This window comes from Stenotrophomonas sp. STEN225 (genome assembly GCF_056756445.1).
In genome coordinates this window covers 17,936-29,324 of sequence record NZ_JBRRBV010000016.1, presented here as the reverse complement: position 1 = coordinate 29,324, position 11,389 = coordinate 17,936, and the positions used below count along the sequence as shown (strand labels likewise).

Here is an 11,389-nt window from a genome sequence, read left to right as displayed (position 1 = left end):
TTCCGGTGCAGCGTCAGAACCCGCTGATGACCAGGTTGAACTGGCCGGTGAACGAGTTGGTGTTCGGATCGAACGTCAGGCCGATGTTGAACGACACACCGTTACCGAAGTCCTGGTTGAAGCTGGCGTTGTAGTTGCTCACATTGAAGTGATCGGTGGTCAGGCCCAGGGTGTAGGTCTGGCCTGCATACTGGAAGCTGCCGTTACCGGCCAGGCCCCAGTTGCCATTGGTCAGATTCAGGTTCTCGGTCAGATTGAAGGTCAGGTTGTAGTCCTGCAAGACCCATGTCTGGGTCGCGCTGGCTACACCGTTGCCATCAATGCTGGCGTTGGAACTGAAGGTGGTCTCGCCACCGCCGTCCCCACCACCACCGCCGCCGCCGCCACCACCGCCACCGCCGCCATCGCCCGGATCCCACGGATCGGTCCAGTCCGGCGGATCCGGGTTGGGACCCCAGTCGTCCGGCGGGGTCACATCGACCGGCGGCAGATCGGTGGTGTCCACCTGTGCGCCACCGGAGACCAGTGCACGTTCTTCGGGGGAGAGATCACGAATTCCACTTGCAGACATCTCACAACTCCTTGTTTGTCCGATGCTGAGTACGGATGCGTCGTTGCCGCCTTCATGCGGCGCTCCGACATTTATCACACGAAGTGGACAGTGCTCTGTCAGAAAAATCTGATTCGGACAGAAGGGTGATAAACGACAAAAATGAACGCGCCCTGCGCTTGCTTTCGTTCAGCGGCCGCTTGCTGCGACACGCTAGCCCCCACCGCAGGCACTGAGGCAGCGGTCGCGTATTTCCCCGCACTTGATGTCCGGAAGGCGATTCCGGCAGAAATCCACGCTCGCCTGGCATGATCGACGAAGATCCCTGTCCTGGATTTCTTCGCAGTTGCCACCCCATTGGGATGCCGAGCCCAGGCAGCCGCTATTGCTTCCGGCGGAATGACAGCTGGCATAGTGGTCCCGACACTGGTCCATGCATTGGCGTGCAGCCGTGGTTTCACGAGCCCCCTGCGCCAGATAGGCGTCGCCATGGCTGCTGCAGGATGCCATCGCAACGACAGCCACGAATACGAGTAGTTTGCTCTGCACTGCAGCAGACCCCTTCAATTGATCGTATCAGGCTCTTCATCATCAGCCGGCTGATTCCATTCTGGCCTGAGTGGCTGTGCTGATGCGGAGATTCAAACAGGATGCGATATCAGTGTGCCGACTGGGTAGCCCCCAAAGACATCAGGCAGGCCTTGTTTGTGATGAAATCCAGATAGATGGAGACCTTGCGCAGGCTGCCGCCGCCCAGCACATAGCGCGTCTTGCTTGGATGGTTTCCAGTGGATGTGCTCATCTGCAATTCTGCAGAGCCGTCCAAGGTCTGCACAACGGCTTCGCGCGCGACCGATGCTCTTCGCTGCTGTCCTTGTACGCCTTGAACAACACTGTGTTGAACTGAACCTGGTGGCAGAGCCACACCGATTGGCAGGGCTTCCATCAACTCGCCACTGTTACCAGTATCCAGCATTGCTTCCTGGCGCTTGCCGTCAACAGTAATGAACAACCTTGGGACGGTCTGCGTACCGCTCAGGTCTGCCGCCGAGAACATCGGGGCGTCGCAGGCCGGAGCGGCAGATCCCTCCGCGAGCACCTGCAGGCCATCCTTGCCGATCAGGACTCGGCCGAGACGAGATAGAACATCGAGGCCAAGAAGGTTCGCAGGAATGCGTTCGCTGACGGATACCAATGGCTGCGAGATGATCAACGGACCAAACTGGAGGGTCTGTGGCTGGGCGATCCTGCTGCGCTGTTGTGAGTCGCCCAGCACGCCGGACAGCGTGAATCCCTCCATGAGCGGGGGCGCAGTTATCGCCGCGGGATGCACTATGGTCAGTGCCGAGCCTGTGTCGACCAAGACCTCAAGAGTCTTTCCGTCAATCTGCAGTTGCGCCATGTTGGGATAAGCGACACGGCCGCCGTCGTGATCCTGGCTGGACGCTACCGTAACCGTTCCTGTGTGCAGGGCGATACGTCCTTGGCCAGATGAATCGACTTTGGGAGCGGGCCGACCGGCCATCGCGGCGTAGTCTGGAATGCGGGTGAATACATCGACATTTCCCAATGTTTTGCCCCGCTTCTCCGCAGCGGCCCGAACGCGCTCCCGCGCCTGCATCGACAGGCGTGCCCATGCAGGCAGGTCACCCGCTACCACCTCGACGCCAGCTCGCAGTGCTCCGCAGACAGTCAGCCCGGCCAGATGCGTAGTCTGCTGCGCCATCTGGATACATTCATCTGACGCTTCGCGGGCTCCAGGAACGTCCAGCAGAACGCGGCGTTCGGCGGCCCTGGCCATCTTCTTTACGACGGTATTGGTTGCATTGACCTGCAGCTGCCGTAGTGCAGCGACATCACCTTGAGCCAGCGCTTGGCTGACCGGCGTGGGGTCGTTGAATATCTGCGTGACGCGGGTTGTCTCAGCGGCACCAGCACAGGATGAAACGAGCAGCAATGCAAGTAAAAGGGGACGCATGGGACTCCAGATGGATGCCGCGTCCGCGGACGCGGCATCCCAAGAGGGATCAAGGACTCTTGTTGTAGAGGAACTGGGCTTCGCCCTTTATGTCGTTGTCCGCTGAGTTGTAGATCAGGTTGATCTGAAAGCCGAAGCCTGCGCCGATATCCCAGTAGTAACCACCATTGACGGTGGAGGTCCAGGAACCTTCGTTCAGCTGCCACTTGAGAAGACTGCCATCGTTGCCGACGAAATCCAATGTGCCCTTGCCGTCCTTGAAGGTGCCGTCGGTGTTGAACTTCAGCTCGGTGCTGACCGTCCACTGGCCGAATTCATTGGGAATCGGGTAGGTCAACACCGCTTTGTTGAAGCCCGGCTCGCCATTCTCGCCCGGCGTGTAGGTCAGCTTGCTTTCAAAAGGCTTGACATCGATGAAGGTGAAGTCCGGCTGTCCGTCACCGTCACCACCGCCGTCGCCACCACCACCACCACCGCCGCCACCGCCGCCGCCGCCATCGCCCGGATCCCACGGATCAGGCCAGTCCGGCGGATCCGGGTTGGGACCCCAGTCGTCCGGTGGGGTCACATCGACCGGCGGCAGATCGGTGGTGTCCACCTGCGCGCCACCGGAGACCAGTGCGCGTTCTTCGGGGGAGAGATCACGAACTCCACTTGCAGACATCTCACAACTCCTTGTTTGTCCGATGCAGATTACGGATGCGTCGTTGCCGCCTTCATGCGGCCCTCGGACATTTATCACACGAAGTGGACAGTGCTCTGTCAGAAAAATCTGATTCGGACGGAAGGGTGATAGACGATAAAAATGAACGCGCATCGCACTTGCGCAACGACGATTCTTCATCTTGACGTAATGCGAATGTGCTATTTAACCATCACGCAGTTGCTGCGCTAAACACCACACCTCACGCTCGAAGCAAGGAGTTGCACGCATGCAGGAAAATGGAATTCGCGAGCTGTCGCTGGAAGAGCTCGCACTGGTCTCTGGCGGTGCGCAGATGGACACCACCGATCTGCCGCCGGTGGATGCGTTGCCGCCGGATGACGGCGGCTGGCCGGATATCGATCCGCCAGACTGGACCGATCCGTGGGACCCGGGCGATGGCGGTGGTGGCGGCGGTGGCGGTGGCGAAGCGCCGCCGAGCGCGTATGAGCAGGTCGATGCACAGGCTGACACCGTCGCGCGTGAGGTGGAGGCACTGATCAAGGCCGATCCGGGTTATCAGAGCCAGGAGCTGGGCACGGTGATCTACCGCGACGCAGTGACCGGTGAAATCAAGACCAGCCCACTGGCGCGCGGTGATGCCAGCAATCCCGGGGCCATCAGCTATCCGCTGCTGGAGTGGGGCATCTCGCCGGGCCAGGTGGTGGGCATCATCCATTCCCATCCGGCCGGGGTCTTCCCGTCGGAGACGCATGAGGTCAACAAGTACCCGTCCGACAACCGCACCGTTGGCGGCGTGGCCTATGAGGGCGGGGACTGGGGTGTGGCCGATCTGCTGCGCGACAACGGCATGAATGCCGAAGAGTTCCGCTACTACATCATCGGGCCCGACGGTGTGACCCGTGAGTATGATTTCAACGACCGCGATGCGGAAACGCTGGGTACGACGCTATGAAGATAGAGGCCGCATGGGCGGTGGCCGTTCTGGCCGTGGGCGCAGCAGCCTGTGCGCCGGTGGCGCGTGCCGATTCGCCAGGGCTGGCGGTGCTGCGCAGCGAAGATGGACTGCCTGCGAACCGCTACACCTCGCAGCACCAGATGAGTTGTGGCAGCCGCGTGTTCGAGCTCGTGGTGGAATCGCCGGGTCCGGTCAGGTTGACTGGCCTGAAGGTGGATGGCGTCGCGGTTCCTGCCGCGCAGCTGCAGGCCATCAATGCACAGGTACCGGAGCGCTCCTGGTTCCAGGGCATCGCCTCGTCCTGCACGTTGGCCCGCCAGTCGCTGACCCTTCAGCTGTCATCGCCGCAGGGGGCAGTGACCATCCCGCTTTCGTTCAAGGATGGCGTGCTGGTGCCGGCGGCACCCGCCAGGTAACGCAGGTGCTGCAGGCTGCCGGCCCCTGCGCGGGGCCGGCAGCGCGACCGCCCGTCAGAAGCGGTAGGCCGCCTGCACGTACACCCGGCGCGGTTCCCCGGGGAAGTGCCCGTTGCGCGCGATGAAGCCGCTGGCCGCATACACCTTGTCGAACAGGTTCTTGACGTTGGCCTGGAACTGCCACTGCTTCCACGTGGTCTTCCAGCTCATGTCGAATACGGTGTAGGCCTTCACACTCTGTCCGTCCAGGCTGATGCGCTCGCCGACATGGTCGGCACCGAAACCAATGGCCGAGTTCAGCGCAGGCAGGTCGTAACGCGTCCACAGGCCGAGCGTGTTGCGCGGTGCATTGGCGAAGCGGTCTCCGGAGGCGTTGGTGATGCCGTTCGGGCCCGCATCCTTCACCCGTGCGTCGTTGTACGCGTAGGTGAGGTTCACCACCCAGCGATCGGTCACATCGGCCAGCAGATCGAGTTCCATGCCGGTGCTGCGCACCAGGCCCAGCGCGGCGAGCTGGTTCACGCCTGCGGTCACTTCGCCGGTGGCCTGCACGATGTTGCTGCGGTCGATGCGGTAGGCCGCCATGTTCAGGGTCACACGCTCGGCCAGCAGCGACTTCATGCCTATCTCCCACTGTTTGCTGCGTTCAGCGTCGAACGGGCCGCCGGCAGCACGGTCCTGGTTGGCCGCGCTCTGTGGCACGAATCCGCTGGCCACGTTCGCGTACAGGTTCAGCCCCTCGCGCACGGTGAAAGTGCTGCCCAGCCGCCAGCTGAGGTCGTGCCCATCCACGCTGCTGCCGCCGAGGCGATCCTCGTCCTTGAAGCCATCCCAGCGCAGGCCGGCCAGCACATGCCAGCGCGTGCCCAGCGCAAGTTCGTCCTGCAGGTAGCCGCCGTAGCGGGTGCTGCGCGTGGAGGTGCTGCGCCAGGGCAGGGTAGTCAGAGCGTAGTCGTGCCAGGTGCTGGCGCCATACACTGGATTGAACAGGTCGATGCCACGCACCGGTCCCGCACCGCGCGCGAGGTCGGCACTGTTGGCGGTCTGCGCGGTGAAGTCGGCATCGAGCTGGTACACGTCAGCGCCGAACAGCACTTTATGCTCGATGCGGCCGGTACTGACCCGCCACACGGCATTGCCGTTGACAGTAAACGCCTCGTTGTCGCGGATCTGGTTGCGCAGCTGGCGCGTCATCCACTCGGCCACGCCATCGCGATCGCGGTCGATCAGCCCCATCGGCTCGTGATACATCTGGTGTTCGTTGTTGGTGAACCAGCGCGCGGCGAAATCCACATCCAGATTTGAGGCCGGCGCGAAGCGATACTGCGCCAGGGCGACCTTCGCGCGCATGTCGAGGAAGTCGCTGGCCTCGTTGTGGTTCCAGCGGCGATCGGTCAGGAACGTACCTGCGTCATTCACCGGTACACCCCGCAGGCGGTTGCCGCCCAGGTTCTGGGTGATGTCGGTGAACTGCAGGGTCAGCTCGCCGGTATCGCCCACATCGAAGGCCAACGATGCATCGCCGATCACGCTTTCGCTGTCGGTGTTCCAGCGCACACCCTGCTCGGTGTCGCCGTACAGACCGGCGCGGTAGCGCACGCGGCCGGCCGCATCCAGGGGGCCGGTGGCCTCGACCGAGCCGGCGCGGAAATCCTCGTTGCCCAGCTGGACTTCGATGCGGCGCTCAGTCGTGGCCCGCGGTTTGCGGGTCACATAATTGATGACGCCGCCGGCATCACCACCGCCATACAGTGCGCCGGCCGGACCCTTCAGCACCTCCACCCGCTCGATGTTGAACAGCTGGGGCACCGCGAAGCCCGCATACGGGTCGCCGCGCAGGCCGTCATAGAGCACGTTTTCCTGCCGGAAGCCACGCAGGGTCACGCCCGCATAGCTGAAGAAGCTGATGCCGCTGATGCTGCGGTACAGGTCGGTCACCTGGCGCGCAGCCTGGTCGTCGATCAACTCGCGCGGCACCACCTGCACCGATTGCGGCACCAGCTCCAGCGGGGTATCGCTGCGGGTGCCAACTGCGGCGTCGTCAACCCGGTACAGCGTCTGAGCACGGCCACGCACTTCGACCTTGTCGAGCTCGGTGGTTGCGGTGGTGGGTGGTGCAGCGGCCTGTGCCAGGGGTGCCAGGGGCAGGGCGAGGGCCGCGCACAGCGCGCGGCGGCGGAGCGGGAATAGGGTCATGGGAGGGGATTGGCAACCGCAAATGAGAAAGATTAGCATTTGCAGTGATGCTGTGCCTATTCCCTGATGGCGCGATGGACATCTGGGCACGTGCGGAGGACGTTACGCCCGTATCGTCGCAACCTCCCTCCGGCCCGCGGCCTCGGTCATCACGACGGCGAGCTGCTTGAGCGAGTAGGGCTTGCGCAGCAGGGTGAAGCCGTGGCCGGGGTCGCGTGCCAGCAACTCGCTGTAGCCGCTGGTCAGGATGATGGGCAGATCCGGAAAGCGATCGCGCACGTGCCGGGCCAGTTCCAGGCCGTTGGTGCCGGGCATCACCACGTCGCTGAACATCACATGGAACCGCGTGGCGTCCTGTTCCAGTTCGGCAAGTGCCTCATTGGCGTTGCGGGCCAGTACCACCTCATAGTCGAGTTCGCGCAGGGCTCCGACCGCGAACTCGGCCACATCCACGTTGTCCTCCACCACCAGCACGCACAGCCCGTGCCCGTGCAGCAGGCCCGGCTGTGCCGCCGGCCGCGCCACCGTCTCGCTGGAACGGGTGAGCGGCAGATACAGCGTGAACCGGGTACCGACGCCAGCCTCGCTCTTGACGTCCACCTCGCCTTCGGACTGCTTGACGAAACCGAATACCTGGCTGAGGCCCAGGCCGGTGCCGGCACCAATACCTTTGGTGGTGAAGAAGGGTTCGAAGATGCGATCCACCACGCCAGGGTCGATGCCAGTGCCCGTATCGGTCACGCTGATGGCGGCGAAGTCACCTTTCAGCGGTGCCGCGAAGCGGACCGAAGGCACCGCGGTAACCTGCTCGACGTCGATGGTGACCGTGCCGTGGCCGTCGATCGCATCGCGCGCATTGACGGCGATGTTGATCAGCGCGGTGTCCAGCTGGGTGCGGTCCAGCAGCACCGGCAGCGGGCGATCAGGCAGGTTGACCGACACCTGGATGCGTGCCCCCAGTACCGTGGTGATGATGTCCGACAGGGCCTGCACGCTCTCGCACAGGTCGAAGACCTCCGGTGACAGGCTCTGCCGGCGCGAGAAGGCCAGCAGCTGCGCTGTCAGCCGTGTGGCCCGGTCCGACGCATTGCCGATTGCCTGCACGTAGCGGCGTCGCGGATCTTCCGCCGGCCAGGTATGCAGCAGCATGTCCACCGAGCCGGTGATGACCTGCAGCAGGTTGTTGAAGTCGTGCGCGACGCCTCCGGTGAGCTGGCCGATGGCTTCCAGCTTCTGCGACTGCCTGAGCTGCTCACGGGCCCGCACCAGTTCCAGGTGCGCCTCGCGCGCCTGTTCGGTGATCGCGGCCACCTGGCGGCTGTGCAGGTCGCGCTCGATCACGCGTTCGGTCTGCTCGCTGACCACGCAGATGATCCCGGCGACGGCACCGCTGGCATCGCGCAGAGGCGAATAGGAGAAGGTCCAGAAGGTCTCGCGCAGCGTGCCGTCGCGGTCCATCATCAGCGGCAGGTTCTTGAAGCTGCGGCTGCGGCCCGCGAACGCCGCATCGATGGCATGCTCCACATCGGCCCAGACGTCAGACCACACCACGTCCAGGCGGTTGCCCATGGCGCCGTGCAGCTTGTCACCCAGCATCGGCAGGTAGGCATCGTTGAAGAAGAATGCCTTTTCGCTCTGGCCCCAGGCGATCCACAGAGGTTCCGGAGAGTCGAGGATCATCGCAAGCAGCGTGCGCAGCTCGCAGGGCGCCTGTGCCGCCGCCGGCGAGCGTGCCCAGTCGCTGTCCTGCAGCAGGCGATAGGCAAGCTGGTCGGGTGCGGAGACGGGAAGGGGGAAAGGATGCATGGCCGTCGGCGCGGGAAGGTGCGGCAGCATAGCCGAACCGATGTCAGCAGGGCCTGCACATCGCCAATGGGTCGGGGCAACCGCAGCGGCTAGCCTGGCTCCTGGCCTGGTTGCCCGGCCAGGGCGTGCCGGCCTGCCGGCGTCAGGTCGATGTCCGCATCCTCGGCCTGCACCGCAAAGCCCGCATTCACTGCCCAGGTCGCAGCGTCACCGCGCACCGGCTGCGCGTCGGCGATGTCCTGCAGGATCCTGATCTGCGCTGCGGTCAGCTCCATCGCCTCATACCCCCAGCAGCGACGGGAGCTGCCACTCCGAAACACGCGCATGGCTGATCGGCTGGTGGCAGCCGCAACGCTCGCAGCGGAACAGGGCACCGCCTGGCAGCTGCAGCAATGTGTCCTCACTGGCGGAGGTGGTCTCCGCGCAATGGTGGCAGGTGACGGTGAGCGCGGTGATGCGTTCAACGCCACCGGACAGGTTGAAGACGGCTTCGAAAGCGCGGATGACAGGGTGGGACATAACCGCTCGCGAGTAGTACACGTCCGCATCCTCGCCTGCCACCCGTGACGGCGCAGTCAGCTGTGTGCATCGGCCGCATCAAGACACCCCGCCGTCAGAGCTTTCTTCAAAGCTCCTTCTTCTTGCCGCTCAGATCCAGCGGCGTGTCATCGCCCTTGCGCTCGCTGGACCAGACTTCAAGACTCTTGTTGCAGCGGCTTTCGCGTGCGGCGACCTGCGGCGGCAGGTCCTTCAGGTGCGGTGATTCCTGGCAGCCCGAATGCATGGCCGTGTCGTCATAGGTGGCGCAGGCAGCGAGCGAGGCAAGCATGACGGCATAGACCGAGGCGCGGAGCGCGCCGGGGGCGAAGCAGGTAGGCATGGACGGCATCCTGGGAAAGTGGGGGTGCCCTGATTCAATAATGTGACCCCGTGCCGACGCAATCGGTCTGCCTGCACTTGTTATTCAGTAACAAGTGTGGCGATACTCTGCGGTTGTGGCATCTGCGGGCTACGCGACGCAGATCATGAACAGTGCGGACAGCGCCAGCATCAGCATGAAGACCCGCCGGCTCAGGGCCAGGCAGGCCAGGCAGGCGGCCAGGGCCCAGGCCGCCAGCAGGACGCAGGTGAGCAGCCACAGTCCGGTGGTCATCAGTGACCCCGCAGCGATGGCCGACAGAGCGGACGCCTTGAACAGCGCGATACCCAGCACACTGCCCAGCACGCCGGCCTGCAGGGCGACCGCGTCATGGTGGGCAGGGGCACGGCGGGGAGGCATTGCGGTCCGGACGATCGACCAGGGGGTGTTGATCGAAGTCTGCCCGAACGGATATCCACGCCATGTGTAGTACCGTCGGCGGCCGCCGCAGGCCTGCCTGCCGCGTGCGGCGCCGCGGGACGGCCGGAGGACAGCAGTGTCAGTGACTGCGGGCGACCGTGCGTGCGCGGTTCTTTTCCAGCATCACCGCGACGCACCACAGCAGCAGGCCACCGAAGGCGGTGGCTGCGCCGACATAGCCGGTGGTGGCGGGACTGAAGCCGGCGCTGATGGCCATGCCACCCAGCCACGGCCCCAGCGCGTTGGCGGTGTTGAACGCGGCATGGTTGGAGGCCGCAGCCAGCGTCTGCGCTTCCCCCGCCACATCCATCAGGCGGGTCTGCAGCACGGCGGCGAGCGCACCCATGGTGCCCACGGTGATGATCATCGGGCCGATGGTCCACACCGACTGCGCAGCCAGCGGATACAGCAGCAGCATCACGATCGACCACGCCAGTACCAGCGCGGCGGCCTTGAAGTGGAATCTGTCCACCAGCCAGCCGCCGGCGATGTTGCCGATGATGGCGCCGATGCCGAACACACCCACGGCGAGCGGCATCCACGATTCGGCAACCCCGGTCACCTGCACCAGGGTCGGCGCAAGATAGGTGAACACACAGAACATGCCGGCGAATCCGACCGCACCGATGGCCAGTGCCAGCCATACCTGCGTGGTGTTGAAGGCGCGCAGCTCGCGCATCGGCGAGGTGCGCACCTCCTCCGGGTCGGGCAGCAGGAAGCGCGCGATCATCGCAACGGTGGCAATGGCCAGCAGGGTGACCAGCGCAAACGCCGTACGCCAGCTCAGTTGCTGGCCCAGCCAGGTGGTGAGCGGGTTGCCGATCAGGATGGCGATGGACAGGCCGAGCAGCACGCGCGACATCGCCTGGCCGCGCTGGCCGGCCGGGCTGATCGCCGCCGCTACCAGCATCGCCACGCCAAAGTAAGCGCCATGCGGAAGGCCCGCGACGAAGCGCGCGATGAGCATGGTGGCGTAGTTCGGTGCCAGCGCGCTGGCCAGATTGCCGACTGCATAGAAGCCCATCAGCGCCAGCAGCAGGCGACGGCGTGGGAAGCTGGCGCCGACGAACGCCAGGACCGGTGCACCGACCACCACGCCGATGGCGTAGGCGCTGATGAGATGGCCGACCTGTGTTTCGGTGATCGACAGGCCACGACTGATTTCCAGCATCAGGCCCATGCTGGCGAACTCGCTGGTACCGATGGCAAAGCCGCCGAGCGACAGGGCGAGGATGATCAGGGTGCGCTGGCGGGGCGTCAGCTGCGCGGCCAGGGAGGAATTGGGGCTCATGCGGGGGCGCAGGGGGCGGGGGAGCAGGCTATTGTACTGCTGCACCGCAACAGGGGTCATCGCCGGCTGCCAAGAATCAGCGTCCGGCCAGTGGTAGTGCTGCGCACCGCATGTTGACGGGATCTCCATTTCCATGAACATCTCCATAGCGGAGCAGAGCACCGTGCGGGTGCCTGCCCAGGCCGCTGCAT

General features: G+C 64.4%; 12 protein-coding genes. 2 read left to right on the top strand and 10 right to left on the bottom strand.

What is annotated here, in order from left to right; genetic code table 11:
* Nucleotides 1-13 precede the first annotated feature (13 nt).
* The 3 genes from ACVOJ1_RS15015 to ACVOJ1_RS15005 form a co-directional block, all read right to left on the bottom strand.
* The gene (locus ACVOJ1_RS15015; RefSeq protein ID WP_197601014.1) at nt 14-571 is read right to left on the bottom strand and encodes a hypothetical protein; all 558 of its coding nucleotides are present in this window, start codon (nt 569-571) and stop codon (nt 14-16) included.
* Nucleotides 572-1,208: 637 nt separating this feature from the next.
* Nucleotides 1,209-2,528 (bottom strand): retropepsin-like aspartic protease, encoded by a 1,320-nt coding sequence (locus tag ACVOJ1_RS15010; protein WP_262218788.1) that lies wholly within the window; start codon nt 2,526-2,528, stop codon nt 1,209-1,211.
* A gap of 49 nt (nt 2,529-2,577) precedes the next feature.
* Nucleotides 2,578-3,192 (bottom strand): hypothetical protein, encoded by a 615-nt coding sequence (locus tag ACVOJ1_RS15005; RefSeq protein WP_197601012.1) that lies wholly within the window; start codon nt 3,190-3,192, stop codon nt 2,578-2,580.
* 268 nt (nt 3,193-3,460) lie between these two features.
* Between ACVOJ1_RS15005 and ACVOJ1_RS15000 the strand changes: the two genes are divergently transcribed.
* Together ACVOJ1_RS15000 and ACVOJ1_RS14995 are read left to right on the top strand one after the other, a co-directional pair.
* A complete protein-coding gene (locus tag ACVOJ1_RS15000; protein ID WP_346480591.1) occupies nt 3,461-4,147 on the top strand; it encodes a hypothetical protein in 687 nt (228 codons plus the stop codon).
* On the top strand, nt 4,144-4,566 hold the full coding sequence (locus ACVOJ1_RS14995) for a hypothetical protein (RefSeq protein WP_346480590.1): 423 nt from the start codon (nt 4,144-4,146) through the stop codon (nt 4,564-4,566). Before ACVOJ1_RS15000 ends, ACVOJ1_RS14995 begins: the two co-directional genes overlap by 4 nt.
* 54 nt (nt 4,567-4,620) lie before the next feature.
* Here the strand turns inward: ACVOJ1_RS14995 and ACVOJ1_RS14990 are convergent, their stop codons facing one another.
* The 7 genes from ACVOJ1_RS14990 to ACVOJ1_RS14960 form a co-directional block, all read right to left on the bottom strand.
* Nucleotides 4,621-6,762 (bottom strand): TonB-dependent siderophore receptor, encoded by a 2,142-nt coding sequence (locus ACVOJ1_RS14990; RefSeq protein WP_346480589.1) that lies wholly within the window; start codon nt 6,760-6,762, stop codon nt 4,621-4,623.
* A gap of 102 nt (nt 6,763-6,864) precedes the next feature.
* Nucleotides 6,865-8,568 (bottom strand): ATP-binding protein, encoded by a 1,704-nt coding sequence (locus tag ACVOJ1_RS14985; RefSeq protein ID WP_197572054.1) that lies wholly within the window; start codon nt 8,566-8,568, stop codon nt 6,865-6,867.
* A gap of 89 nt (nt 8,569-8,657) precedes the next feature.
* Nucleotides 8,658-8,843 carry a hypothetical protein gene (locus tag ACVOJ1_RS14980; RefSeq protein WP_111187042.1) on the bottom strand — a complete coding sequence of 62 codons (186 nt, stop codon included), beginning with the start codon at nt 8,841-8,843 and terminating at the stop codon, nt 8,658-8,660.
* A gap of 4 nt (nt 8,844-8,847) precedes the next feature.
* Complete coding sequence (locus tag ACVOJ1_RS14975) at nt 8,848-9,087, bottom strand: hypothetical protein (protein ID WP_053517863.1); 240 nt, start codon at nt 9,085-9,087, stop codon at nt 8,848-8,850.
* A 106-nt stretch (nt 9,088-9,193) separates the two neighbouring features.
* The gene (locus ACVOJ1_RS14970; protein WP_111187041.1) at nt 9,194-9,448 is read right to left on the bottom strand and encodes a hypothetical protein; all 255 of its coding nucleotides are present in this window, start codon (nt 9,446-9,448) and stop codon (nt 9,194-9,196) included.
* Nucleotides 9,449-9,577: 129 nt separating this feature from the next.
* Nucleotides 9,578-9,847, bottom strand: coding sequence for a hypothetical protein (locus ACVOJ1_RS14965; RefSeq protein ID WP_053517866.1), 270 nt, complete (start codon nt 9,845-9,847; stop codon nt 9,578-9,580).
* A gap of 139 nt (nt 9,848-9,986) precedes the next feature.
* Nucleotides 9,987-11,198, bottom strand: coding sequence for an MFS transporter (locus ACVOJ1_RS14960; protein ID WP_053517900.1), 1,212 nt, complete (start codon nt 11,196-11,198; stop codon nt 9,987-9,989).
* Nucleotides 11,199-11,389 lie beyond the last annotated feature (191 nt).

What these genes read in the sequence shown, in the direction of transcription:
- ACVOJ1_RS15010 (WP_262218788.1), bottom strand. Translation starts at nt 2,528, where the DNA reads ATGCGTCCCCTTTTACTTGCATTGCTGCTCGTTTCATCCTGTGCTGGT.
- ACVOJ1_RS14960 (WP_053517900.1), bottom strand. Translation starts at nt 11,198, where the DNA reads ATGAGCCCCAATTCCTCCCTGGCCGCGCAGCTGACGCCCCGCCAGCGC.
- ACVOJ1_RS14970 (WP_111187041.1), bottom strand. Translation starts at nt 9,448, where the DNA reads ATGCCTACCTGCTTCGCCCCCGGCGCGCTCCGCGCCTCGGTCTATGCC.
- ACVOJ1_RS14995 (WP_346480590.1), top strand. Translation starts at nt 4,144, where the DNA reads ATGAAGATAGAGGCCGCATGGGCGGTGGCCGTTCTGGCCGTGGGCGCA.
- ACVOJ1_RS14965 (WP_053517866.1), bottom strand. Translation starts at nt 9,847, where the DNA reads ATGCCTCCCCGCCGTGCCCCTGCCCACCATGACGCGGTCGCCCTGCAG.
- ACVOJ1_RS14990 (WP_346480589.1), bottom strand. Translation starts at nt 6,762, where the DNA reads ATGACCCTATTCCCGCTCCGCCGCCGCGCGCTGTGCGCGGCCCTCGCC.
- ACVOJ1_RS15015 (WP_197601014.1), bottom strand. Translation starts at nt 571, where the DNA reads ATGTCTGCAAGTGGAATTCGTGATCTCTCCCCCGAAGAACGTGCACTG.
- ACVOJ1_RS14975 (WP_053517863.1), bottom strand. Translation starts at nt 9,087, where the DNA reads ATGTCCCACCCTGTCATCCGCGCTTTCGAAGCCGTCTTCAACCTGTCC.
- ACVOJ1_RS15000 (WP_346480591.1), top strand. Translation starts at nt 3,461, where the DNA reads ATGCAGGAAAATGGAATTCGCGAGCTGTCGCTGGAAGAGCTCGCACTG.
- ACVOJ1_RS15005 (WP_197601012.1), bottom strand. Translation starts at nt 3,192, where the DNA reads ATGTCTGCAAGTGGAGTTCGTGATCTCTCCCCCGAAGAACGCGCACTG.
- ACVOJ1_RS14980 (WP_111187042.1), bottom strand. Translation starts at nt 8,843, where the DNA reads ATGGAGCTGACCGCAGCGCAGATCAGGATCCTGCAGGACATCGCCGAC.
- ACVOJ1_RS14985 (WP_197572054.1), bottom strand. Translation starts at nt 8,568, where the DNA reads ATGCATCCTTTCCCCCTTCCCGTCTCCGCACCCGACCAGCTTGCCTAT.